Source organism: Carnobacterium sp., assembly GCF_045617425.1.
Lineage (GTDB): Bacteria > Bacillota > Bacilli > Lactobacillales > Carnobacteriaceae > Carnobacterium_B.
In genome coordinates, this window is sequence record NZ_JAZLIO010000009.1 from 286,185 (window position 1) to 310,177 (window position 23,993).

Here is a 23,993-nt window from a genome sequence, read left to right on the forward strand (position 1 = left end):
AAAAGTGAATGATTCACTTTTGTTCTTTTTTTATTCTACTAACTCTTAGTGTTTATTCCAAAATACATGATTTAATATCAACAAGAGTATTCCTGCTAAAGAAAGAAAAGCTCCCAAAATTAAAAATGGTGGTTGATACGTAAATGTTATTTCTGAATTTCCTGACTTCAATGGAAGTCCTATAAAACCTTCATTAACAAGAATAGTTTCAACTTTCTCACCATTGACTTCCGCTTTCCAACCTTTAGTAAACGGAATTGTAGTAGCTAAAATCGATGGTTCAGCCATAGTAATTGAGCCACTAATCATTTTGTTGGTGAACGTTTCAATGTTTAATTGATTGTCTCTCTTCTCCATCACTCTGTCTGAATAATCATTATCTAATGGAACAACGAACACAGTAATATCTTCTAGTTTATAGTTTCCTGCTTTAGAAAATTGAAGAGTAATTTTCTCTTCTTTGCTGTTTTCCTCTTGAAACCCCATATTAAACAACATATTTGTCCGTTTAAAATAGGAACTAAAACTTAATACATCTGATTGACGAATCGTCTTTTTTCGTTCTCCTAATTTTACTTGAGCATTAAACGCAGTAGGAGTTCCTGTTAAAGGATCGCTTACGCTAGGTGTAAAGTCCAGCCCTTCTAAATAAACATACACTTCAGCCTGTTGCAAAGCTGTCGGATCATCTAGTAGCAGTTCAACTTTCCCATTATCCTCTTTTATCGTTATTCCATCTTCTTCAATGTTAATTTTAGTTTTATTCTCCGAAACTAATTGATACCCTTCACTTTTGACTTTTAACGGCTGATCAAACAATGTTAAATCCGTTGTCTCAACCTCTTTTGAATCAATCACAACTCCGTAAGATAAGAATTGTTCTTTTTCGATAGGATTCATTTTTTCAAATAACTCATAAGTTAGATATACCGGGTTGGCAGATGCAAAAGGAAAATAATTTTTTGTTTCAGCTACAATAAAATCTGAACTCTTATCAGAAAGGTTTTCCACTACTTCGTACCCATATGGAAGATAAACTTCATTTTCTTTTTCTGTCAGAATATAGCGAACACCTAAAAAATTATTTGCAGTTTGTCGGTCGTCAAATCCATTTCGTAAAGGTTGAATAAGCTGAAATTGGCCGGTTCCTAATTGACGGGCAAAATTTGAAATAAAACCATTTGAAACAGATAGATAAGAATTCAGTCCCATTTCCTCTAAAATAATGAATTGGTTTTTTATATGATTGTCTTTACTGGTTACTCCAATGCGAGAGATATCCGTATCTTGTGGAAGTTGTTGCTCTAATCGATCAAAAGTCGTTAAATACTCATCATCAATCGTTCCGTAATCTACAGATAACTCAATCGTATTTTGTCCCCATGAATAATAATAATCCATTGCATTATAGCTTAAATTTGCCATAATCAGCAGTAATAATACAGCGGAATAAAATCCTTTAAAACCTCTTGTTAAGACTTTTTTATTTTGCTGTTTATTTGCTAAAAGTAATACCAGCCACATCAGAATTGCAAAAATCAGAGGAGTGATAAAGGCTGTTCTCAAATCGATTACTTGGATAACTACAAACAATATTCCTCCATAAAGCAGGATCATACAGCCCATAGCTAAAATCTCTTTTTTCTTTAAGCTAAACCGACTATTGTAGAGTATTGCGGCTCCTAAAGATACAAACAACGGAATAGCAAATGTCCAACGATTGTAGGGGCCTGCGAAACCATTCATAATGGAACCAAATGCCGGCAGTGTCAACATCAATGCAAATATCCCTAGAGTGACTGGAATAAAGCTAAACATTTTGCGTTGCATCCAAAGCATTGGCACCATCAACAGTGCAAATGATGAATAGCCAAAGACCGTCCATAAGTAACGTTCAGAAATAAATAGATTTAAGATTAATGACCAATAATACTTAACGGGGTACACAAGCAGCCCACTGGCAAAATTTCCCGGCTCTCTAGATGATTGTAAGAACCCTCCTACAATCGGAACGAATAAAACACTCGACAATAATAGCCCTATTAAATAAGAATAGACAGCTTTCCAAACATAACCTAACAGTAATTTGTTGTTTTTAGTACCATACAGATTAAAATATCGAATAACTGCATAAATAAAAATTAGTACACTCAACATATAAAAGAAATAAAAATTGCTACATGCACTAACAAAAATAACTACAATGAATAATGTATTGGATTCATTGTGCAAAATCTTTTCAATTCCGATACACAATAACGGAAAAAAGATCATTGGCATTAGAAAAAAAGGATGCCGTGTAACATTTAATACCACATAAAAAGCAAAGGTATATATCAGTGAACCAACTAAAGCACCTGAACTCGCTAGTTGCATTCTGCGGCAATAAAATAAAAAAGCAATTCCTATAGCATATACACGCAGTAAAACGAGCACATGATAGGCAAATTCCGTCATGCTTGCAGGAAATAACAACCCTAGGTAAACAAACGGATCACCTACTACATAATACCCATACGCACTTAAGACATCTGCACCCATGCCATTTGTCCAATCCCAAAACTGTAAACCAGCTGACGGATCTGCAAAGTATGATTTTATTAGAGATAAATAATCTTTAAAAATTAAATAATGTTGTGAAAAGCCATCGCCTTCCCAGATAAATGATTTTTGCAATACGATAAAGTAGCTATAAATAGCCGTTATCATAATGAGAAATAAACCTGTAAAGAGAGCAAATGTCAGCTTAGTGATTTTTTTTTCTTCAACTAAATTCTCGCCAAGGTTTTTCATCAACTGAATCACTCTCCTTGTTTAAAGATAAAAAATTTACTGAAGGCATAGTTCAATACCACAACGATAAATTGTGTAATGATTTTGGCAACATTCGCATTCAAATTCAGACCGTCAACCAACAACCACATACTTCCCATATCAAAAACAGCTGATAGTAAACGGAAAGAAACAAATAAACTAAATTCTTTTACCCATAATTGGAATGTAGGCGTAGAAGACTTAAAGACATATTTTTTATTGGTAAAAAATGCAAATAATATAGATACAACAATGGCAATTGCATTTGCAAATAAATAATGTACTTCAAAAACCGAATCAAACAAATAGAAAACAACGATGTTTACTATAGTTGTCAATCCTCCAAAAATCAAATAACCAATTAATTCTTCGTACTTACTAATGAGACTCTTTATCTTTGTCATCACTTACATCCATCTCTTTCTTCATTTCTTTTTCTGAATATTCTTGAATAAAATATACAGGACGTTCCTTCGTTTCCACAAAAACCCGACCTAAATATTCCCCAATGATACCAAGGGAAATCAGTTGAATACCACCTAAAAATAATATACCGGCAATTAAAGATGGATAACCAGCAACACTCGTTCCAAATAACATCGTTCGAATAATTTCAATCGTCAAATAGACAAAGGCAAACATCGAAATGATAAATCCAATAATTGACCAAATTCTTAAAGGCATCGTACTGTATGAAGTTATGCCATTTAAAGCTAAATTCATCAAAGCTGACAACTTCCATTTTGTTTCTCCAGCTGCTCTAGCTTCTGCTATATAAGATATTTCTTTCTTTTTAAATCCTATCCAGCCGTACATTCCTTTTGTATAACGTTCATGCTCTCTCAATTGAGTCAATGCAGCTACACATTTTTTGTCTAGTAATCTAAAATCACCTGCTTGCGGGTAAACTTTTACTTTAGCAACATTTTGTAATACACGGTAATACATTTCAGAGGTCCATTTTTTTACCCACGTTTCCCCTTCGCGATCTTTACGGACCGCATAAACATCATCATAGCCTTCTTCCCACCAATGAATCATTTCAGCAAATGTTTCTGGAGGTTGTTGAAGATCGGCATCAATAATGATCAAAGCATCTCCTTTAGCGTAATCAAATCCTGCCAACATGGCTGTTTCTTTCCCAAAATTACGAGATAAGTCTACATATTGTACACGTGAATCCTTTTCCTTAAAAGCTTTTATTTGCTCAAGTGTTCTATCGGTACTTCCGTCATTCACAAATAAAAATTCAAATGCGTACTGAGATAAACCTCCACAGACGCTATCTAATTTTTCATACATTTTGTCAATTACTGCCTCTTCATTGTAAGCAGGAATCAATATTGTAATAGTTTTCATTCAATCTAACCCTTCATTATCGTACATCGAACCCATAGTTGTAAACGTTCGTCTCTTAACCAGTATATCTTACCGTAAAATAGACGTCTATTTTTGCACCCTTTAAATGAGAAATTTCTTTTAAATCTATTAATTATCCAGAAAAAAAAAGGTCTTGAACGACTGTTATTCTTGCCCCAACAAACAGCTATTTACTAGGGTAAAAACTACATTATTCAAGACCCTTTTGATTATTTCTTTAACCTTCACCTTTTTCAAAAGATGGATACAACGTCATACCGCCATCAACAAACAGTGTGGTACCTGTCACATAACTTGATTCATTTGAAGCTAGCCAAGCTGCAGCTGCTGCAACTTCTTCCGGTTTTCCAATATAATCCATTGGAATCATGGTTAACGTTTTTTCTTTTTCTTCTTTATTTTCAAATTTTTCAGCATTGATCGGTGTATTGATCGCTCCTGGAGCAATGCTGTTTACCCGGATTCCTCTATGTGCATATTCTAGAGCGATGGTTTCATTGAACAATTTCACTCCACCTTTACTAGCTGAATAATGCGCAAATGTTGGCCATGGAATACGTTCATGTACAGAAGACAAGTTAATAATGTTTCCTTTTTTATCATTTTCTATGAAATGATTCAATGCTGCTTTAGAACCAAGAAAAACTCCTGTTAAATTCACATTGATGACTTTATCCCAATCTTCCAAAGTCAATTCATGAGTGGGCACTTTGTTTTCCATGCCTGCATTATTGATCCACAGATCTAAATCGCCAAAATTAGAAATCGCTGCATCCAATAAGGCTTTTACACCTTCTTCACTACTGACGTCAGCTTCAACAGCCACAGCCTCTCCGCCAACTTTTTTAAGCTCTTCTACCGTTTCTTCGGCTCCTTCTTTATCACTATGATAATTGATAACTACTTTCATTTTTTCTTCCGACAATCTTCTAGCAATTGCATTTCCAATCCCTTTTGAACCACCTGTAATGACAGCTACTTTCCCTTTTAAATCAGTGTACATCTAATCCCTCCTATTTTCTCTAACTCCTATATACATACTCAAAATAAGTATAGCCCATTAATAAATGAGCGTCTATTTTCAACACTCGACAACCCATCTCTTTCATTACAAGAAAAATTATTCATCATTATGCCATAAGAGTTGCTACCATATGATTAGCTTTTATAAAAAACAAGAGTAAAATAAAGAGGAAGTTTACTTTCTATTATAGAAGAAGGCGGTGTTCAAATTGAAACTTATTTTTGTGCGACATGGATTAAGCGAATGGAATAAATTAAACCAATTTACAGGCTGGATGGATGCTGATTTAAGCGAGCAAGGGTATGAAGAAGCACGCAAAGCAGGGCAAAAGATCAAAAATGCCGGCATTAATTTTGATTTTGCTTTTACATCTGTCTTAAAAAGAGCCATCAAGACTTGCCATATTGTCTTAGAAGAATCGGATCAATTATGGGTTCCAGAAACAAAATCATGGCGGTTAAACGAGCGTCATTATGGGGCTTTGCAAGGGTTAAACAAACAAGCAACAGTTGAAGAATTCGGTCCAGAACAAGTTCTCATTTGGCGTCGTTCCTATGATACTTTACCACCACTATTGAAGCCAGATGATCCGAACTCTGCATTAAATGATCGCCGCTATGCCAACCTCCAAAAACGGACCATTCCAATGGGTGAAAGTTTGAAAGTCACCTTGGAACGTGTGATTCCTTTTTGGGAAGATCATATCGCTCCAGCTATCTTAGACAATAAAACCGTATTGATCGCTGCTCACGGAAATTCCATCCGGGCTTTGATCAAATACCTAGAAGAAATATCAGACGATGAGATTATGGCAGTGGAGATACCTACTGGTCAACCGCTTGTTTATGAACTAAATGAAGAATTGATTGTTACTAAAAAGTATTATTTAGACTAACAAAAATCCATCCCTTCGCGAAAGAAAGGATGGATTTTTCATTTTATTCCTATGTAGTCTGTTGAACTACAAGTGATTGGCATTTTTTTATTTCTACTAATGCTTTTTCTAAATTATTTTTGTGCCATTTCGTTCCAGCAGCAATTTTATTTATTTTTAGAGGCATCACTTGTTCGCCCGCTGTAAAAGTTACCTTGTGTAATAACGCATTTTTACCCACTTCGACTGAGTCTAATTCTTCAAAAGGCATGATGATTGGTTCTTTTTTTGCATCTATTTTTCCAGTTATTTTATGAACAGGCAACAAAATAACTTTATCTTGTTCCATACATAAAATGAAATAAGAGCCCTTTGCCAACTGTGCATAGGCTCCAAATAGAACTAAAGATCCTGTAGAAGGCATAATTTGCGCCCACACGGCTGTGCTTTCTGTCATTGGACTCAGTAACCCGTTAGCTTCTAAGTTTGCTAATATCTCTTTTTCTGACAACATTAATCCCATATTATTTCCTCCTCCATCGTTTTTCTTTAGCATGCTATTGAATACAACACCTATTACATCCTTTTTGAATTTTATACACCTAAAAATGTCTTCGTTATATTACAATAAGTATATCATCATTAGCTAATTATCCCTATTTTAACCGCGTAATGTTACATTATGCTACCTATTTTACAGACACTCACTTTATTTATTTATAAAAGACACTCTCCTACACTAAAGAAACAGGACATGTTAAACTCATAATAAGTATACTTATAGGGGGATGATTAAAAATGACAGAAAAGACACTTGTATTGATCAAGCCAGATGCTGTAGAACGAAATCTAATTGGGAGAATTCTAGTAGAATATGAAAGAAATGGGTTGAAAATTTGTGATATGAAATTCATTCATGCCTCTACAGAATTAGCAGAAAAACATTATGCAGAACACAATGGAAAACCGTTTTTTAACCGCTTGGTTTCTTATCTTACAAGAAGTCCAATAGTGGCTCTCGTATTTGAAGGTGAAAATGCCATTAGTCGGGTTCGGGCTCTGAACGGGACCACAAATCCTGAAACCTCCCCTGATAATACCATTCGTGCTCTTTATGGCCTTAGTTTATCTGAAAATACCGTTCACGCTTCTGACTCAAAAGAAAGTGCTATTAGAGAACAATTCATCTGGTTTGGTTAAAAACTCAGGCTAAATAAAACTATATTTTGGTATTAACCGATAAGTCTGTATTTATTAGTCAAATGTAAACTTCTTTGATGCTCATTTAATCAATATTCTACTTTATTAGTCAATATGGAGACTTATTTAGATCTCATTTAATCAATAAACCTAAATAATAGCTCTTTTCCTATTGAATACATTATTTAGAAAAGGACTAGAATACAAAAAATGAAAATTTCTTCTGGAATGGACGGATTTGCTTGTGGAAAGCCATGGGACCACCTGAAGCCTGTAAATCTTCAGGTTTTCAAGCCTTAAATAGAGCGTAATTGCTGAAGCACTAACGCTCTTTAATTCGCATTGAATCCTTGACATGGCTACAAGCAACTCCTATTCCTCCAGAAATTTATGTGCTATTTAGTTAAAAGTAATTCTGTCAAAATTTTAGTCCTTCTTCGATAGTTGATTTGTTTAAATTATAAAAAAACAACTGGTTTATTTAACTATTCTTTATTGTATACTTAAGAAAAGCTCTACTATTAGGAGGCAAAAAATGAAAAAAACTGTCTTATTTTTGATATGTTCTATATTTTTAAGTGCCTGTACGACACCCAATACCTTACATAGTTTTTCAGTTGATGCCCGATCAAAAGATGTTGCTCTTGAAAATCTGATAATTGTTTCAAATGGAACTGAATCCTATATTCAGCCAACCTATCACCTATTTGCTATTGAACATGCGAATAGCAAACCTGCTGATTTAGTTAAACAGGCCAATATGATTTTCTATGATGAAGAGGATAATCTTTTTTTCACCATCAATACTGGCGCAAACCAAGACGGAATCTTGGATACGCGTACCACTCTATTAGATGACGATTTAGTTGGCTTTATTGCCCCTTCTAAAAATATCGAACCTGGAAAAAATATTTTTATTGAATTTGTTTATGAAAAAGATAATCAGCAAGTAACAGAAAAAGTAGAAGTAGCTCTTCAAGAAAACAACTAACTATTGTCCGTATTATTCGAAAAGAAAAGAGGACGATTAAATGAAAGATAAATTTTATAAGTATAATTTAATTGGTGGACTAATTACAGCTGTTGGCTTGCTGGTTCAAGAGCACACCAAGTTTATTTTTTTTATCGGTTTAGTCATACAATTTTATGCTTTATATTTTTATTTTAAAGATAAGCAGATGAACAAAAGAAAAAAGAAAATCTACTAGTCTATTGAGTCTAAGTATTTCTTATAGAAAAAAAAAGCAACCAAACATTTCAATAGTTTGATTGCTTCTTTCTTTTAGTATCATTTATGAATAGTTCTTACATTTCCACAAATCCAGTATAATCCGGGCTAAGTATCTGGACATTTTTACCGTTTTTTTGATCTTTGCTTATTCGGTCTTCGCCCCAGACGGACATGGCAATCAAAACTTCTCTTAATGACTTTCCTTCTTTTGTTAAAGAATAAATCACTTTAGGGGGTACTTGGTTAAATACTTCTCTTGCAATAATACCATCACCTTCAAGTTCTCTTAATTGTTGTGTCAACATTTTTTGAGTAATGGCAGGGATTCTTCTTCTCATTTCTCCTGTTCGTAGCGCTCCATGACCCAATTGGCATAAGATGATGGGTTTCCACTTTCCACCAATCACCTCGAGCGTTGCCTCTACACCAAGATTATAAATTTTTTCCATGCTAATTCCCCTATCTCTCTTTTAGGCACTTTTAGGTACCTATAGCACTTTAAAGTGCGTACTTATTTTATATGATTGTAACACGTATACTAACATATATAAGATTTGATGGGAAGAATTCATTTCTCAAATAACTAGTTGGAGGAACACGAATGACTAAATATAATTTTTTAGATGGTTTTGAATTTAAAAATGGACAACAATTGAAAAATAAAGTTGTAATGGCGCCAATGACAACAATGACTAGCTTTCATAATGGTATGGTTACTTCAGATGAAATCAATTATTACGCTGCTCGCGCTGGAGGCCCTGCAATGATTATTACTGGAGTCGCTTATGTGAGTGATAATGGTAAAGGATTCGAAGGTGAATTATCCGTTGCAGATGATTCTATGATTCCAGGTCTTGAAAAATTAGCAACAGCTATCAAACAAAAAGGCACAAAAGCTGTTCTGCAAATTTTTCATGTTGGTAGAAAAACGTATTCAAGAATCTTAAAAGGCGATCAGCCCGTAAGCGCAAGTGCCATCGCTGCTCCTTACCCAACAGACTCTGAATTGCCAAAAGAATTGACGAACGAAGAGATTGAGCAAATTATTGTTGATTTTGGAGAAGCAATCCGCAGAGCAATAACTGCTGGTTTTGACGGCGTTGAGTTGCATGGTGCTAACACTTACCTTCTACAACAATTCTACTCAGAACATTCAAATAGAAGAACCGATAAATGGGGCGGATCAAGAGATAAGAGACTTACTTTTCCTCTAGCAGTCATTGATCACGCTACAGATGTGATTAAACGGTACGCAAAAACTCCATTTATTTTAGGCTATAGAATGTCTCCAGAAGAAATAGAAACTCCTGGAATTCGTTTAGCAGATTCTCTTTATTTTGCAGATGCTATTAAAGAAAAAATAGATTATCTTCATTTATCAGTCGCAAGTTATAAACGTACATCATTAAATGATAAGACTGATGTTACTCCAATCTTGAATCAATTTGCTAAAATAACAGAAAATAGTGTTCCTTTAATTGGAGTCGGTTCAGTAGAAAACCCTGAAGACGCAGATGACGTTTTAGCAAACGGTGCTGATCTGGTTGCAGTGGGAAGAGAATTGATTCGTGAACCTCAATGGGTACAAAAAGTTGCTTCCAACGATGAAAGCAGCATTCGTAAAGAACTTAGCCCACTGGATATGGATGAGTTAGCTATCCCTTCTGTCATGCAAGTGTACCTAGTCGAATCGTTCAGTTCTGTTATGCACTTTACAACTGATTCCGCTACATTGAACGACGAGTATTCAGACCAATTTGCTCCAATGGAAGGCTACGAGAAAAAACTATAAGACTATTTAATTAAAAAGTACTATTATTCCATAAAAAAGCCTGATCCTGTTGATTTACCAATAGGATCAGGCTTTTTTCATTTACTATTAATCTATTCCATCTCTACCCAAACCAATCCATCATTTTTCATTTCATAGACATGGTCGCAGACTTCTTTTAAAAACAGCCGATCATGGGAGATTGTAATAATCGATCCTTCGAAGTTTTTAAATAATTTTCTAAGTTCTGGTTGGGAAAGTGGCGAAAAATTTCGTGTCGGCTCATCTAGGAGCAACACATTCTGTCCCAATAAATCGATTTTCAATAATAACAACTTGGCTTGTTGCCCTCCTGATAGTGACTGGATCGAATGATGCATTTCATCTGTCGTAAAACGCATGCTTCCTAGGTAAGTCATCACTTGAGTGCGTTCTTCACTGTCTCCAGTTTCACTCAGAAATTCAACCGGTGTTTCATCCATCCGTAAATACTCTGCATAATTTTGCGGCATATATCCAGCTGCAATATCGGTACGCTGATTTAATTCTGCCCATAATTGCTTCAGCAGTGTACTCTTACCTACTCCATTTTGCCCGATAATTCCTATTTTTTGTGGAGACTTCACTAGCAGATTCAGTGAGTGTGCTAAAACTTTTTCTCCTAGTTTCACACTCTTATCTTCCAAATGGAGAATGGTTTTATTTGCAGGAAGGGATTTGGTATTTGAGAATTTCACTAAAATAGCATCTGCTTTTAGCGGAATATCTTCAAAGTTTTCCTTTTCGCGTTCAAACCTTTTGCCCATTGATTTTACAGCATGCATTTTCTTTTTTAATAACCTTGCTCCAGACGGATCCTGTCTTGAAATGGCTCCTTGTGCATGGTGTACACTGCTTTCAACTTGTCGGTACTTGTCCATTTGTTTTTGGTGTTCTTCCCGTTGCTTGTTGGCAACTTGAGATTGATGTTCATAGCGTGCTTCTTTTTGTTCAATGTATTCTTTATACGATAACTTGGACACAGTCGCTACGGGTACTGTCTTATGCCTTAACAGCTCAATCTGAATGACTTTGGTCGCTGTCGCTGCAAGCAGAGATTCATCATGCGAGATAAAAATAATCGTTAGTGGTGTAGCTTTTATAAAATGCTCTAACCATTTGACTGTATCAAGATCCAAGTCGTTAGAAGGCTCATCAAGCAATAGCAAATCAGGATCTGTTGAGAGTGCTTTTAGTAGCTGAACTTTAATTTTTTCGCCACCAGATAAACTGCTTAATGTTTGAGAGCTTGTTAAACGATCAGCATCAAATCCAAGTTGCCCCACTAATTGATAGAGCATTTGGTAGTCGATGTCCATAGCATCAGCTTGGCTGAAAAAGTACTGATCAACAGTATACTCCATATATTCTTGAGGTAAGGATTGCGGCAAATAAACGGTGCGACTGAACTGGTTGACCAATTCCCCTTCTGCTTGAATATACGATTCGATACTTTTATCTTCAAGAATCCATTTTAATAATGTTGACTTGCCATTTCCTTCTTCACCGATAATCGCTACCTTTTCTCCAGGATTGACTGTAAAACTCAAGTCCTTGATGATTTCTTTTAAATCCATTAAGTGGTACAAGGTCAAATTTCTCACTTGTAACATACTGATTCCTCCTATCTAATAAATAAAAACGACCGCCAGCAAATTTCTGCAGACGGTCGGTCAAGTTCAATTAAACAGAGAGAATCCTAGTATGCCTATAGATGGCAACTCTATTACCGATTCAAAAAGTTGTTTAAATGATGTATCTAAAAAAACCGTTGCAAAGAAACCTACCCTATTGGCAGAAAAAGTTTCTTCTTCAATTACGATTTGTTTTAGATAGTGTACATTTAAGCACAACCTTTCGATTTATTAGGTACATTGTATCAAATAATGTTAGCGTACGCAATGAATAGAGTATTAGTCAAATTAGTAGCGAAACATTGGCTTAAAATGGATACCTTTTCCTATAGATTTGACTAGCTTAAAAAGAAATTTTTTCCCGTCTTTTAATATTTGTACATAAGCATTACTTTAGGATTCAAATAAGTATAATCATCAAAAAAAGTATCTAACCTATCAACAGTAAGTTTTGAACAGTTGGTTTTTTCATACTCTACTTCATCTAACTCATAGTTATCTAGCCAAGTATTCCATAATTCTATTTCTTTATAATCTATCTTGATTGTGTTTAAAAAGTCTAAAATCATTGCGGAAAAGGATTCGCTATTGATACCTTCTGTCCGATAGATATATTTCTTTTGTGAATAGTATCTAGCGAAATGATTATGGTTATCTTCATAAATTTCCAACTTAGTCTCCTTTTGTTTACCATCAAGAAGAAAAAATTTTTCATCATTATCAATACCTAGGCCTTTTGAAATATTGCCAAAATTATTATGTATGTTTTTTTAGCGTACCCTAATTTTATCAAATCGTTAACAGATTGAATATCTTCTTCATTATTAGAAATAGGCAACTTAAGGTCAGTAGCTAAAAAATTATAGATACTTATGTTAATTCCTCCTTTGTACAGTTTCAAAAAAAATCTCAAGATTTATTGTGAATAGTTTTTTTTTTTTATAATACTACTATAAATATACTTAAATCAATAGACTAGCTAATTAATTTTAACACCAAATATGTTTAAATATTGTTATACTCATTTTGAGATTGAAAGTTAAAACTAATAACTTTTATAAAATTGGAGGAAGTACTTTGAAGAATAAATTTGAGGAATTTCTAAAAGCAACTAATTTTTTAAATGAATCTGGAGTAATACCTCTGCTTACGAGATCTTTTGGATTAGAGCATTTGACCCAGAAAGATTAGGATACTCAAGATGTAGATATATATGTTCCTGGTGATCCTAGAGGATGGGAAGCTCCAGATAATATCCGAATTTAAAACTGGACTATTATTTGTAAAATCATGAAAAAGTTAGGCTATCAACATTACTAGAGCTTGGATGGAACTACATAAAAATTATAACTTGCTAAATTTAATACTGGAAGTGGTCTTTAGTGATAATTAATGTGGAATTTTTTCTATATAGATACTCTTCAAAAAATGAAGAGTATCTTTTTTGTCTATTTTGAAATGAAGGAATGATCCGAAAAAAAATAAACAAATGTCACTCCCAACATGAAAAAACATTCAGAAATTTAGAATTTACTGAAGAGGATAAAGTCGCATAACGAAGAATCAGCGGATAATTAACAGTCTTATCTCGGAGCTACCATTCCTACTCTTGTTGACTTTTAAGAAGCAGATGATATTAGCTGGTTCTTCCTACTAAAAATAAAAAAAACATTTCGGCTTTAAGGAACGTGTGAAGTTATTCAATCCGCGCATTACTCATAAAGGACTATAAAATCGGTACCCTTGATTTATTAATTATATTTTTATGCTGTATTGACATGGTAAAAGAATAAAGAGAGAGAAAAATAATGCGATTAGTAGCTGATATTATTCTAAGGAAAATAAAAAGTGATCAAAATAAGATTAATTAGTTTAAGTCGACTTAAGAAATTAATCAGAATAATAAATAGAACTTTACAACCATAATAAGAAAATCCTGTTATAATATATGTTGTAAATCATTTTATATGGAGGAAGAAAAGTGGATAATTTGATTAAACTTCACTTGAATTTGAAGGCATGTTTGGAATAGTTCTTGGTAGTGTAACCATTTTAATTGCCACTGAATTATTAAAATCAAAAGGTAAAGTTAAGTTATATTTAAAAGAGTTCTAAGGTATTTACCAAACTTATGGTGACATCGGGGCTGGAAAACGGAGGGAAACAGATAATGATTTTTATGGCTATAAATTGAATTATACATTTCAAATATACAATGGTACTAATTTTCTACGAATCATGAGAGATTTTAGAGTTCAATTTTTCAAAGAGGGTAAAATTATATATTTGGATGAACTAAATAATGAAGAAATTTGATTATACTACCAGCCCTTTTCAAATGTTAGTGAAATGGATATATTAAATATTTATTCTAAAGAAATACAAATCTTGAAGCATTCCATTTATATTTCAAATGAAGATTTGTACAAAATTGAGGGTGTTACTAAAATAGAGTTGATTTTTCATCATGAAAAAGATAAAAGAAAACATTTGGCTTTATCAACTGGAAAAGTTTCTCAAAAAACTATCAATCAAAATAAGGAGGAATAGGCTTTGAAAAAATTCATAAAAAAAAACATTATTGCTCTAGTTGCTTTAATTTTATCAATAATATCTTTTGGTTTTACTGTTGTACAATTTAATTATGATATTAGAAAAGATAAAAATTTCGAAGAAGAAAATATTTCAATTATAAATAAGTCTGTTTCTTATAACCATGTAGGCGAATACAAGAAATTCATTGATGGCTCTGGACTAATAAATGGAGTTGTATACGATATAACAATTTCCAATAATTCAAAACAAAAAGCTTCTTTTTTAAATTATGATTTCTTTCTAAATAATGCTAATCATACAGAGTATTCAAACATAGTAGAAAACATTACAATTGGTAACGCACCGCTCTCTTTTCCCTTTATGTTGGATGCAGGAGAAGCCGTAACAATTTCTATTAATGTAAATACTGTTATTCCAAAAGATATAAATGTATTACTGGAAACACATTTTAATTATGATACGCATATTACATTTGATGAATTGAATGAGTATTTATATTCTAAAAACTTTGATTTTTATGGTAATAAAATTGATGTTAGAACGTATGAAAATGAAGAAAGACTTGTTGAAATTACTAATCCTAAATTTCCCGAATACTATTTTCAACTTACTACAATAAAAAACAATACATTTTCGCAGATAATTACACGTTAAAAAGGAAATATAACTACTATCTGAATGAGGTGAAATTATCGAGTAGCTATCTATACTGTTATCGCTAACAAGTAGTTATAATAACTGCTTGTTTTTTTAGAAAAGAGGATTCTTTGACTTTAATACAAAGACAAACACGTAACAGTATAATAAAAACATCTACTATATAATTCAGCCATAACTGCATTAATACTGATACAGTTTCATTTTAAATAGTCTCATAAAAAGAATTGAAAGCCGTTATTACTAAAGGACTTTCAGTTCTTACTCACTATTCCCACTAAAGAGAAGCTGTTTCTCTTAAAACACTTACCTTTAGCTTTTTTTAAATTGAGGTATCAGTGGTGAGTATATTGGTGAAGCTTGATATGTCTGTTTTATATAATATTTTTTTTCATAAGAAGATAACTCTAAATTATTTTGATTGAACCACTCGACACCTTTATCCGCAATAACTTCTTTATTTTTATCAATCATAGTTATGAATTCCCAAAATCTTTATCAATTATTAACTAACTAATTTATTGAAATCAATTGAAAATAAAATGTACCTCGATCAATTCAACAAATTATTTAAACATTCCTTATAACAATCATCTTAGAAAAAAAACCTCCCAAAAAAATTAGGAAGTGTCAAAAATGTTGATATATACTATATATTAACGTTTTTAGAATTGAAAAGACTTACGGGATTTTTTAAGATTTAGTCTAATACCTACAAATCCTATCAGCTTTGAGTCTCTTGTACTCTAAACATAATTAAAATATTATTCAACTTGTATTAGTAATAATATTCAAAACATAAACTAATTCAGTCTATATAATTGATTTTCATCAAATTAAACTTTGAAGAATTTATCATCACTAGTTAAAGTTAAACGAATATCCTCTTGTTTAATCTTATCAGAATTGCTTAATTTTTCACTTAAAATAGCAAAAATATACTGGCAATCAATAGAATTAGTAATATCGATAATACCATCTAATCCTACTTTATCCATTGATTCTAATACATCATGTACTATAAAGTTAGGAACTGTTATTCCTTTATCTTTAGAATAGCTTTGATAAGCTAAATCAAATGCTGCTATAGCAGATTTTTTTGTACCAGTACTTAATCCAGTCTCTTCATTTGTAACACCTATTGGAAATGTTTTCCCTGTCGGATATAGTATAAATTTTTCCTGTATTATTTTTTCACTATACAATCTAAAGTAAGCATTAAAATCATTTGTTACTTCATCTATATTTGTAGAAGTTTCAGGAATATCCTCCAACTTTTTTTCCACATTCAAAAGGTTGCTTAGTAAAGATTCATACTTTTCCTTTACTTCTAATAAACGTCCCTTATCTTCTAATAATTTGTTCTTCTCATTTTCAAATTCCTGGTATTCCTCTAACTGATTATTTTTAATTAGTATTATTATATTTTGATTCTCAAAAAAATATTTTTCTATTTGAGAATTTATTTCATCCACTTTAATTTCATAGTTTTTTATTTGTTCTGTATAAAAATCTATTTTATTTTTTGTTATTGAATCATTGAATTCAACTAGTTCTAAAAAAGTTTTCTGTAATCCTCCAACTTCTTTTTCAGTTTCTGTATATAAATTTTCTAAAACTGAAAGATTAATTTTAGAGTTACTTTCTGTCTCAGCTTTTTTTAAATTGCCCTTAAGTTTGGATAACTTAAATTCTCTATTATCTATTTCATCAAGCATGTTTGTATAATCTAATCTTATTTGCTGTATCTTTTGTTCATTTTTTTTGTACTCATCAGCATTTACTAATTGATTCATATTACTAGTAATACGTTCTATATCTGAATTTAAACTTAACAATTGTTGCTTTAAAATATTTTCATTTTTTATACTATGAAAATACTTAAATTGCTTAATATCATTATTTAGGTTTTTTATATCATTTTTTAACTGTAATATCTGTTCACTACGCACTGTATCATCTAATCTAAATAAAAAAGAATATATATTTTCATATACCTCAGAAGCGACATTATAATTTATAAATTTTAAAAACCTATTATTATCATCCTGTTGTCCAATTCTCACAAACATTCCTATTAACTGTCTGAAGGTTGGTTTCTCCGAAAAATTATTAAATAAAAGTTCATTTAATTTTTTATGATACTCTGTTTCATTTAAAAATTGATTATTAATATACCTTTTGCCTCTCTGAAACAATTCTACTTTTAAAGTAACGATTGTTTTAGTATCTACTAAATCATCACATAACTCCATTTCTGCATATACTTTATTTTCATGTATATATTTTTCTAAAATAGTGTTTGTGTTATCTAACTCTGCATCATGATATAAAAATTTTCTATGTTTGGATCCTAAACATATATCTACAACTCTTAAAACTGTTGTTTTACCAAGACTATTCCCTTTTTCTCCGTCGTTATTTGCTCCATCGGTAATTATATTCATACCTTTTTTAAAGGTTATTTTTCTAATTTCTTTATCCTCTAAAGATTCTCTAATTGCTAGACTTTTTATAAACAAATAAATCACCTCTTTCATTAATTGATAATTTACCTAACAAAAATAAAAAGTTTAACGATAACATATAATCATGATATGTAAGTGTTTCATTATAAGTAGATTGCATAATATTAAATAATTTTTCAACATTAGAAGTTTTTTCTACTTCTTCTAGAATACAAGCCGAAATGTAATATATACTATCATTTGGTTTAGCATCTAAATTAATTAAAATACTTTCCATTCTACTTATCCTTTCTTAGGAGGTTTTTCCAATATTTGGCACTTAGTAAATGCATAAAACATCAATTGAAGTATTGCTTGATCTCTTTCTTCAATATACATTGAAGCCATTGGATCACTAGCCTCGTCAACTGCCTTACATAACTCTTTAAATATCCAATCTAATCTATCGTCATTACTTTTATCAGGAAAGTCACAAACCGAATCAACATAAAGTCGTTTAAAACTCCTAATTAATATAGTTCTACTTTCATATCCATCCAATAATCCTTCAATATCTTCTCTTGCAAACGAATACTCATCAAATAGCATCTTATATTTCACTATCTCATTATACTCAATTTTTAAGCTCCAATTAACATTATCACTTATAGAGTATTCAACACTTCCATCAAAATTTTTTTCAACTATTATTTTACAAATATCATAAATAAATGCTCTCTTTGGTTGTCTTACAGGAGAAATATATTGATTAACAATATTATCATTGCCGCTAAATGCTATCGAATAATCAGTTGCAGATATATCATTTCCTATTCTCATCATCCTCACTACTCCTATTATAATTTATTGAATTTTTATTTCCCATAAATCCAACAGAACCACCTTTTGCTACAACTTGTTTACTCTTTTTGCCACTAGCAAAATTTATTTCAATTCCAGCATCGTTTAATATTTGTGTTAAATTTTCTACTTTATCTTCTGATTTTTTACTTTTAACCAAACTATATATTGAAAGCCCAGATGCAATAATTCCTAAAATAATATTAATAAACTCTAATTTCATTTTTCTTCCTCCAATTTGATTTATTATAACATAAAACTCACTTTGCAATGTGTTGAAGTTTTTGAGTTGCTGGGATGTCACTAGGTATGATGATTCCTTCACATTTATAAATTTCTACAAATGTTTTCACGTGTATTTCCTTTTATTTAGACTGAGTTTTGTGTGTCAAAATGTTGATATTTCTTTTGAACTTTTTATACCTAGATCATTATTTTCACTTATCTAAATTCTTAATTTCAAAGAGTTGGATTATTTATAATAGTATTTTGCTAGCTTGATTTGGTATGAATAAACATCTTAAAAATCAGATAACAGTAGTAACTCTTCACAAGCTTTCATTAAAAACATAACGCATATAATAGAAAATCTGAATTCTTCTAAATAATACATTTTAATTATTCAAGTAACTTTGTTATGTCAATAGCAATTCTTGCTTGTAGTAACTTATTTTATACCCTCTACATCATTCTATATTATACAAACAAAAATATGAGTTTAATTATATAATTGAATTTTTTATTACTAAGTAAAATACTAACACTTTTTAGTCCCAATATATGTGCCAAAAAAATAAAAAAGACACTTTCCAACAAGTTGGAAAGTGTCTTTAAACGTTGGTACAATAAAAAATTAACGTTTTGAGAATTGAGAAGCTTTACGAGCTTTCTTAAGACCTTCTTTTTTGAGCAAATATAACACCTAATCACTTTCTTTTTGGTAGGGAGATTGGTGGTGAACTATTTCTTACAAATCATTTTCGATTCAACTATTTAGAAAAGAAAGCTATTCAAACAGGACTGCCATTCCTTATTATCTATATGTTTTATTCCCACTCTATAGTTGCTGGTGGCTTGCTCGTAATGTCATACACGATACGGTTAACGTGTTTTACTTCATTTACGATACGAACAGAGATTTTTTGCAAGACGTCCCAAGGGATACGTGCAAAGTCACTTGTCATACCATCAATTGAAGTTACGGCACGAATTCCGATAGTATAATCATACGTACGTCCGTCTCCCATTACTCCGACGCTGCGGAATCCAGGAAGAACGGTGAAGTATTGCCAGATGTCACGGTCAAGACCGGCAGCAGCGATTTCTTCTCTTAAGATAAAGTCACTATCGCGAACGATTTCTAATTTTTCTTCAGTTATTTCACCAATTACACGAATTCCTAGACCAGGACCCGGGAATGGTTGACGCCATACAAGGCTTTCTGGCATGCCTAATTGAATTCCTAATTCACGAACTTCATCTTTAAATAAAGTATTTAAAGGTTCGATCAGTTTGAATTGCATATCTTCAGGAAGTCCACCTACGTTGTGATGCGATTTAATTGTTTGAGCAGTATCTGTTCCACTTTCAATCACGTCCGTGTAAAGCGTTCCTTGAGCTAGGAAATCAACACCTTCAAGTTTTGTTGCTTCATCATCAAAGACATAAACAAATTCATTACCGATGATTTTACGTTTGGTTTCTGGATCGCTCACGCCAGCTAATTTAGCCATGAAACGTTCTTTCGCATCTACACGAATGATGTTCAACCCAAATTTACCAACTAGGCTTTCCATTACTTGTTCGCTTTCGCCTTTACGCAATAAACCATGATCCACAAAGATACACGTCAATTGGTCGCCGATTGCTTTTTGTAACAATACGCCAACAACACTTGAGTCTACTCCGCCTGATAATCCAAGCAATACTTTTTTGTCGCCGACTGTTTCGCGGATAATGGCAATTTCAGAATCGATGAAATCAGCAATACTCCAGTTTCCTTCACAGCCACACACATCAAAAGTAAAGTTTTTCAACATTTCATTTCCGTGTTCTGAATGGCGTACTTCAGGGTGAAATTGAACGGCATGAAAATTCTTTTGTGGGTTAAACATTGAAGCAATTGGACAATGAGGGCTAGTAGCTGAGATAACAAAACCTTCTGGAACTTGAGTCACCAAATCTCCATGGCTCATCCAAACTGTTTCAGTCTCTGCTAATGAGTTAAATAAAGGAGCATGTTGATCATTGATGTTGATGCTTGCTTTACCATACTCTCTGTTTTCGCTGCCTTCAACTCTACCACCTAAAGCAGTTGTCATTAATTGCATACCGTAACAAATTCCTAAAATAGGAATTCCCATATTGAAAATCTCAGGGTCAACAGAAAAAGAACCTTCATCATAAACACTCATTGGACCGCCAGAAAAAATGATCCCTTTAGCATTCATGCCTTTTAATTCTTCAGCAGTCACTTTATGAGACAACAATTCAGAATAAACGCCTAATTCACGAATACGACGTGTAATCAATTGATTGTATTGACTTCCAAAATCTAGTACTATCATTTTTTCAACATTTGTTAAATCTGTAACCATTACCACACAGTCCACCCCAAATTATTATTTTCAAATCTAATTTTTATTGTATTTTTTCATTCTACCGACTATTTTAACATTGGTCAACCGCACAGTAGATGTATCCCTTTTCCTTTTTAATACTTTTTTAATAAAAGCTGATCGATGTAATGATGATCTGTTTTATGAATAATCAATTCTGCTCTATTCTTAGTAGGCGAAATGTATTCTTTCAAGTTTTTCAAGTTCACCGTTTTCCATACTCCACGAGCCATTTCAAACGCTTCTTCTCGATCGCCTTGCGCGTAAGAATAATAATAGTTTCCTGGTTTTTTAAATGCCGTACCTAACAATAGGCCAAAACGTTCTAAATACCATTTCTCTATTAATTCTGCTTCAGCGTCTACAAAAATTGAAAAGTCAAAAAAATCACTAATATAAATTTGTTGATTTGCCGGAAGTTGTAAGACATTGATTCCTTCAACAATGAGTATATCTGGCTGTTCTAAGACATGTTCTTCACCTTCCACAATATCATACGATTCATGGGAATAAACAGGTGAAACAACAGTTGATTTGCCGTTTTTTACATCTCCTAAGAATGAAATCAATTGCTGCATATTGTAACTTTCAGGAAATCCTTTACGGTTCATGATTCCTTTTTCTACCAGTATTTTATTAGGGTATAAGAATCCGTCAGTGGTAATCATTTCCACAGATTTGTCTTTGTATACTCTTGAAAGCATCATTTGAAGTAACCGTGCTGTTGTGCTTTTCCCAACGGCTACACTTCCAGCAATTCCAATGATGTAAGGTTTTTGAAGTGTATCTCTCTTTAAAAATTTATTTTTTTTTGCTTGTAGCTGTTCATAATTTTTCAAATACACGTCTAACACGTGAACAATTGGTATGTAAATCTCTTCCACGTCTTTAATCGAAATTTGGTCATTCAACCCTTTTAATTCTTCTAATTCATTGGACGATAATGGAGCAATGCTATCAATGTTTAATTTTTTCCACTCTTCACGCTCAATGATATGAAATGTAGCAGACTCTTTCATATAATAGTAGATCCCCCAAGTTCCTAGACTTCCGGACTATTGTACCAAAATTATGTCTCGTTTTATAGTTTTTATTCTCCCTTATCATTAGAAACTGCTTATCTTAAAAGAAACTTAACTAGCCATTTATCTTATATATAGTGTACTATATATTTTGGTATAGCATTATAAGACTACAATCCATCCTATCTAATAGGATACAGTTAAGGGAGATTGCAATGAAAAAAGGGAAACAGGAAAAATTTGAAATTTGGGGAGACGTTGTTGAATTAAAAGACTTAATCATTTCTATCATTTTATCTAGCGGGTCTACTATGGGCGCTTATTTTTTGGCTCCAAGCGATGACAAAACGAAACAACTTTTTTTTGGTCTAGCAGGTGCAGTGATTGGATTTATCCTTTCAACTTTCATTATTAAACCAAAAAGAATCATTACGATAGAAGACGAACAAGAGAACAGTTAAGAACGAGTATTGGAGAGAACAAAAATTATGGAATTCTTATTGTTGATTCAAATGGTCATAGCTGCTCTTGCAGCAATTGTTTTGTATACTTTTATAGGTTTCATCCCTGGTACCGATGAAACATCTGTATTAATGCCAGTTACGTTAGCTATTATTTTATCTGGGGTACAACCCATTATTGTATTAACTTTTTTTATCGCAGCGATCGTGACATTAAATTTAACCAATTCAATGCCTACTGCTCTAGTTGGGCTCCCCGGCGGAGTTCTTTCTAGCCCTATGATTGAACATGCGTTATACTTAAAAAATCGAGGCATGTCCGCGATTACGATCAAAAAAATGGCTTCTGGATCTTTGATTGGAACGCTGATATCTGTTCCAATTGCTTTAGTGTTAGCTGATCTATTAACGCCTTTTGCAGAAATCATTCAACCTTATTCTTCACTTTTATTTGTTATTGGAGCTATTTTCCTTTCTTTAATAGGAAAAAACAAAATTTTATCTTTAGTGAGCATTCTTCCTTTGGCAATGCTTTTCCAAGGGTTGCGCTATTTGTATTGGGGAATTGGTGTTGTTCCAAAAGACACCAATATTACGACCTCTTTCTTTTTAGGCATTACAATAGGACCTTTGATTATTTCACTTCTTTCGCTGTTAAATAAGGTGAATCGTGAGAAGATGTTGACCGATGAGTATAAAAAAATTGCGTTACCTAAAAGTACTTCTGCTCATCAAACAATAAATCCTTTCAAAGTCTTATCCAAAAACGAGTTAAAACCTGCATCCCTATCTGCACTTTTTTCAAATTTCCTCTTTGTCTTAAGTCCAGTTGGGTTGATTATTTTATTTGGCGAATTAGTTGCAAATAAAAAACAGGATCCTGTTGAAAAAGCTTCTACTGCTATTATTACGATGAGTGCTTTAGCACAATCAACGTACCTTTCAGGTATTATTATTCCCTTGATAGCTTTAGGAATACCTTTATCTCCCACTGCTATTGGACCCGGAAGTCCCTTATTTAATGCTCCTCCTGTTTTTACCGTTGATCATAACTTGCATCATATTTTGAGTACAACCGAATTTACCGTTGCTATCCTAATTGGTTCAATTCTTGCTGCAATTATCAGCTATATCGTGATCAATCGTTATGCTGGAAAAATTTCGCGGTTTGTTTTATTAAAAATTCCACATGAAGCAATTTTAGGTCTTTTCATTTCCTTTATCCTATTATTAGCTTATATGGATGCAGGTTTAATAAATATCTTTGGCGTTCTCTTGATTGGAATTGCAAGTGGAACCTTAAATAAAATGGGCATGAACTATGGTATACAATTTATGACACTATATGCTGCTCCATGGTTAGTCGAAAAACTTGCTCAAATTTAATCTTTCCTAATTTGAGTT

24 protein-coding genes and 1 pseudogene are annotated in these 23,993 nt (G+C 32.5%); 10 read left to right on the top strand and 15 right to left on the bottom strand.

The window, feature by feature from the left end; translation table 11 throughout:
• Positions 1-45 precede the first annotated feature (45 nt).
• From ACKI3H_RS04640 to ACKI3H_RS04655, 4 genes are all read right to left on the bottom strand, one after another.
• The gene (locus tag ACKI3H_RS04640) at positions 46-2,793 is read right to left on the bottom strand and encodes a YfhO family protein (RefSeq protein WP_407371381.1); all 2,748 of its coding nucleotides are present in this window, start codon (positions 2,791-2,793) and stop codon (positions 46-48) included.
• 8 nt (positions 2,794-2,801) lie between these two features.
• Complete coding sequence (locus ACKI3H_RS04645; protein ID WP_407371106.1) at positions 2,802-3,218, bottom strand: GtrA family protein; 417 nt, start codon at positions 3,216-3,218, stop codon at positions 2,802-2,804.
• The gene (locus tag ACKI3H_RS04650) at positions 3,193-4,173 is read right to left on the bottom strand and encodes a glycosyltransferase family 2 protein (protein ID WP_407371107.1); all 981 of its coding nucleotides are present in this window, start codon (positions 4,171-4,173) and stop codon (positions 3,193-3,195) included. The genes ACKI3H_RS04645 and ACKI3H_RS04650 overlap by 26 nt, the downstream gene beginning before the upstream one ends.
• A 238-nt stretch (positions 4,174-4,411) precedes the next feature.
• Positions 4,412-5,197, bottom strand: a complete 786-nt coding sequence (locus tag ACKI3H_RS04655) for a glucose-1-dehydrogenase (protein ID WP_407371108.1) — start codon at positions 5,195-5,197, stop codon at positions 4,412-4,414.
• A gap of 229 nt (positions 5,198-5,426) precedes the next feature.
• Here ACKI3H_RS04655 and gpmA point away from each other — a divergent pair, with 229 nt between their 5' ends.
• Positions 5,427-6,113 (top strand): 2,3-diphosphoglycerate-dependent phosphoglycerate mutase, encoded by a 687-nt coding sequence (gene gpmA / locus ACKI3H_RS04660; protein WP_407371109.1) that lies wholly within the window; start codon positions 5,427-5,429, stop codon positions 6,111-6,113.
• Positions 6,114-6,162: 49 nt separating this feature from the next.
• On the opposite strand, the gene ACKI3H_RS04665 is transcribed toward gpmA, so the two are convergent.
• Positions 6,163-6,615, bottom strand: coding sequence for a hypothetical protein (locus ACKI3H_RS04665; RefSeq protein WP_407371110.1), 453 nt, complete (start codon positions 6,613-6,615; stop codon positions 6,163-6,165).
• A gap of 275 nt (positions 6,616-6,890) precedes the next feature.
• Between ACKI3H_RS04665 and ndk the strand changes: the two genes are divergently transcribed.
• The 3 genes from ndk to ACKI3H_RS04680 all read left to right on the top strand — a co-directional run bounded on the left by ndk (position 6,891) and on the right by ACKI3H_RS04680 (position 8,500).
• Positions 6,891-7,292: a nucleoside-diphosphate kinase gene (gene ndk / locus ACKI3H_RS04670; protein ID WP_407371111.1), complete on the top strand. Its 402-nt coding sequence runs from the start codon at positions 6,891-6,893 to the stop codon at positions 7,290-7,292.
• A 535-nt stretch (positions 7,293-7,827) separates the two neighbouring features.
• Positions 7,828-8,283, top strand: coding sequence for a hypothetical protein (locus ACKI3H_RS04675; protein ID WP_407371112.1), 456 nt, complete (start codon positions 7,828-7,830; stop codon positions 8,281-8,283).
• 40 nt (positions 8,284-8,323) lie between these two features.
• Positions 8,324-8,500, top strand: coding sequence for a hypothetical protein (locus ACKI3H_RS04680; RefSeq protein WP_407371113.1), 177 nt, complete (start codon positions 8,324-8,326; stop codon positions 8,498-8,500).
• 97 nt (positions 8,501-8,597) lie between these two features.
• Here ACKI3H_RS04680 and ACKI3H_RS04685 read toward each other — a convergent pair whose 3' ends face one another.
• Entirely contained in the window at positions 8,598-8,972 is a 375-nt protein-coding gene (locus ACKI3H_RS04685; RefSeq protein WP_407371114.1) for a winged helix-turn-helix transcriptional regulator, read from the bottom strand.
• 152 nt (positions 8,973-9,124) lie between these two features.
• On the opposite strand from ACKI3H_RS04685, the gene ACKI3H_RS04690 reads away from it, so the two are divergent.
• Complete coding sequence (locus tag ACKI3H_RS04690) at positions 9,125-10,315, top strand: NADH-dependent flavin oxidoreductase (protein ID WP_407371115.1); 1,191 nt, start codon at positions 9,125-9,127, stop codon at positions 10,313-10,315.
• A 92-nt stretch (positions 10,316-10,407) separates the two neighbouring features.
• On the opposite strand, the gene ACKI3H_RS04695 is transcribed toward ACKI3H_RS04690, so the two are convergent.
• Positions 10,408-11,946 carry an ATP-binding cassette domain-containing protein gene (locus ACKI3H_RS04695; RefSeq protein WP_407371116.1) on the bottom strand — a complete coding sequence of 513 codons (1,539 nt, stop codon included), beginning with the start codon at positions 11,944-11,946 and terminating at the stop codon, positions 10,408-10,410.
• 389 nt (positions 11,947-12,335) lie between these two features.
• Entirely contained in the window at positions 12,336-12,638 is a 303-nt protein-coding gene (locus tag ACKI3H_RS04700; RefSeq protein ID WP_407371117.1) for a hypothetical protein, read from the bottom strand.
• A gap of 891 nt (positions 12,639-13,529) precedes the next feature.
• Here ACKI3H_RS04700 and ACKI3H_RS04705 point away from each other — a divergent pair.
• From ACKI3H_RS04705 to ACKI3H_RS04715, 3 genes and pseudogenes are all read left to right on the top strand, one after another.
• Positions 13,530-13,760 (top strand): annotated as a pseudogene (locus ACKI3H_RS04705) (DUF961 family protein).
• Positions 13,761-14,316: 556 nt separating this feature from the next.
• The gene (locus tag ACKI3H_RS04710; RefSeq protein WP_407371118.1) at positions 14,317-14,517 is read left to right on the top strand and encodes a hypothetical protein; all 201 of its coding nucleotides are present in this window, start codon (positions 14,317-14,319) and stop codon (positions 14,515-14,517) included.
• Between the two features lie 3 nt (positions 14,518-14,520).
• Entirely contained in the window at positions 14,521-15,177 is a 657-nt protein-coding gene (locus tag ACKI3H_RS04715; protein WP_407371119.1) for a hypothetical protein, read from the top strand.
• A gap of 315 nt (positions 15,178-15,492) precedes the next feature.
• On the opposite strand, the gene ACKI3H_RS04720 is transcribed toward ACKI3H_RS04715, so the two are convergent.
• From ACKI3H_RS04720 to coaA, 7 genes are all read right to left on the bottom strand, one after another.
• A complete protein-coding gene (locus ACKI3H_RS04720; RefSeq protein ID WP_407371120.1) occupies positions 15,493-15,654 on the bottom strand; it encodes a hypothetical protein in 162 nt (53 codons plus the stop codon).
• A gap of 362 nt (positions 15,655-16,016) precedes the next feature.
• Positions 16,017-17,702, bottom strand: a complete 1,686-nt coding sequence (locus tag ACKI3H_RS04725; protein WP_407371121.1) for a hypothetical protein — start codon at positions 17,700-17,702, stop codon at positions 16,017-16,019.
• Positions 17,677-17,925, bottom strand: a complete 249-nt coding sequence (locus tag ACKI3H_RS04730) for an ABC-three component system middle component 6 (RefSeq protein WP_407371122.1) — start codon at positions 17,923-17,925, stop codon at positions 17,677-17,679. The genes ACKI3H_RS04725 and ACKI3H_RS04730 overlap by 26 nt, the downstream gene beginning before the upstream one ends.
• Before the next feature lie 5 nt (positions 17,926-17,930).
• Positions 17,931-18,470 (bottom strand): hypothetical protein, encoded by a 540-nt coding sequence (locus tag ACKI3H_RS04735; protein ID WP_407371123.1) that lies wholly within the window; start codon positions 18,468-18,470, stop codon positions 17,931-17,933.
• Positions 18,451-18,711, bottom strand: coding sequence for a hypothetical protein (locus ACKI3H_RS04740; protein ID WP_407371124.1), 261 nt, complete (start codon positions 18,709-18,711; stop codon positions 18,451-18,453). The genes ACKI3H_RS04735 and ACKI3H_RS04740 overlap by 20 nt, the downstream gene beginning before the upstream one ends.
• An 823-nt stretch (positions 18,712-19,534) precedes the next feature.
• The gene (guaA, locus tag ACKI3H_RS04745; RefSeq protein ID WP_407371382.1) at positions 19,535-21,085 is read right to left on the bottom strand and encodes a glutamine-hydrolyzing GMP synthase; all 1,551 of its coding nucleotides are present in this window, start codon (positions 21,083-21,085) and stop codon (positions 19,535-19,537) included.
• 116 nt (positions 21,086-21,201) lie between these two features.
• Positions 21,202-22,125 (bottom strand): type I pantothenate kinase, encoded by a 924-nt coding sequence (gene coaA / locus ACKI3H_RS04750; RefSeq protein WP_407371125.1) that lies wholly within the window; start codon positions 22,123-22,125, stop codon positions 21,202-21,204.
• Between the two features lie 218 nt (positions 22,126-22,343).
• On the opposite strand from coaA, the gene ACKI3H_RS04755 reads away from it, so the two are divergent.
• Both ACKI3H_RS04755 and ACKI3H_RS04760 read left to right on the top strand, forming a co-directional pair.
• Positions 22,344-22,589 (top strand): hypothetical protein, encoded by a 246-nt coding sequence (locus ACKI3H_RS04755; protein ID WP_407371126.1) that lies wholly within the window; start codon positions 22,344-22,346, stop codon positions 22,587-22,589.
• A 27-nt stretch (positions 22,590-22,616) separates the two neighbouring features.
• Positions 22,617-23,975 carry a tripartite tricarboxylate transporter permease gene (locus ACKI3H_RS04760; protein WP_407371127.1) on the top strand — a complete coding sequence of 453 codons (1,359 nt, stop codon included), beginning with the start codon at positions 22,617-22,619 and terminating at the stop codon, positions 23,973-23,975.
• The last annotated feature ends 18 nt before the right edge of the window (positions 23,976-23,993 follow it).

Coding starts and splice junctions, on each gene's coding strand:
- ACKI3H_RS04640 (WP_407371381.1), bottom strand. CDS start 2,793: ATGAAAAACCTTGGCGAGAATTTAGTTGAAGAAAAAAAAATCACTAAG.
- ACKI3H_RS04645 (WP_407371106.1), bottom strand. CDS start 3,218: ATGACAAAGATAAAGAGTCTCATTAGTAAGTACGAAGAATTAATTGGT.
- ACKI3H_RS04650 (WP_407371107.1), bottom strand. CDS start 4,173: ATGAAAACTATTACAATATTGATTCCTGCTTACAATGAAGAGGCAGTA.
- ACKI3H_RS04655 (WP_407371108.1), bottom strand. CDS start 5,197: ATGTACACTGATTTAAAAGGGAAAGTAGCTGTCATTACAGGTGGTTCA.
- ACKI3H_RS04665 (WP_407371110.1), bottom strand. CDS start 6,615: ATGGGATTAATGTTGTCAGAAAAAGAGATATTAGCAAACTTAGAAGCT.
- ndk (WP_407371111.1), top strand. CDS start 6,891: ATGACAGAAAAGACACTTGTATTGATCAAGCCAGATGCTGTAGAACGA.
- ACKI3H_RS04675 (WP_407371112.1), top strand. CDS start 7,828: ATGAAAAAAACTGTCTTATTTTTGATATGTTCTATATTTTTAAGTGCC.
- ACKI3H_RS04680 (WP_407371113.1), top strand. CDS start 8,324: ATGAAAGATAAATTTTATAAGTATAATTTAATTGGTGGACTAATTACA.
- ACKI3H_RS04685 (WP_407371114.1), bottom strand. CDS start 8,972: ATGGAAAAAATTTATAATCTTGGTGTAGAGGCAACGCTCGAGGTGATT.
- ACKI3H_RS04690 (WP_407371115.1), top strand. CDS start 9,125: ATGACTAAATATAATTTTTTAGATGGTTTTGAATTTAAAAATGGACAA.
- ACKI3H_RS04695 (WP_407371116.1), bottom strand. CDS start 11,946: ATGTTACAAGTGAGAAATTTGACCTTGTACCACTTAATGGATTTAAAA.
- ACKI3H_RS04710 (WP_407371118.1), top strand. CDS start 14,317: ATGGATATATTAAATATTTATTCTAAAGAAATACAAATCTTGAAGCAT.
- ACKI3H_RS04720 (WP_407371120.1), bottom strand. CDS start 15,654: ATGATTGATAAAAATAAAGAAGTTATTGCGGATAAAGGTGTCGAGTGG.
- ACKI3H_RS04730 (WP_407371122.1), bottom strand. CDS start 17,925: ATGGAAAGTATTTTAATTAATTTAGATGCTAAACCAAATGATAGTATA.
- ACKI3H_RS04735 (WP_407371123.1), bottom strand. CDS start 18,470: ATGATGAGAATAGGAAATGATATATCTGCAACTGATTATTCGATAGCA.
- ACKI3H_RS04740 (WP_407371124.1), bottom strand. CDS start 18,711: ATGAAATTAGAGTTTATTAATATTATTTTAGGAATTATTGCATCTGGG.
- guaA (WP_407371382.1), bottom strand. CDS start 21,085: ATGGTTACAGATTTAACAAATGTTGAAAAAATGATAGTACTAGATTTT.
- coaA (WP_407371125.1), bottom strand. CDS start 22,125: ATGAAAGAGTCTGCTACATTTCATATCATTGAGCGTGAAGAGTGGAAA.
- ACKI3H_RS04755 (WP_407371126.1), top strand. CDS start 22,344: ATGAAAAAAGGGAAACAGGAAAAATTTGAAATTTGGGGAGACGTTGTT.
- ACKI3H_RS04760 (WP_407371127.1), top strand. CDS start 22,617: ATGGAATTCTTATTGTTGATTCAAATGGTCATAGCTGCTCTTGCAGCA.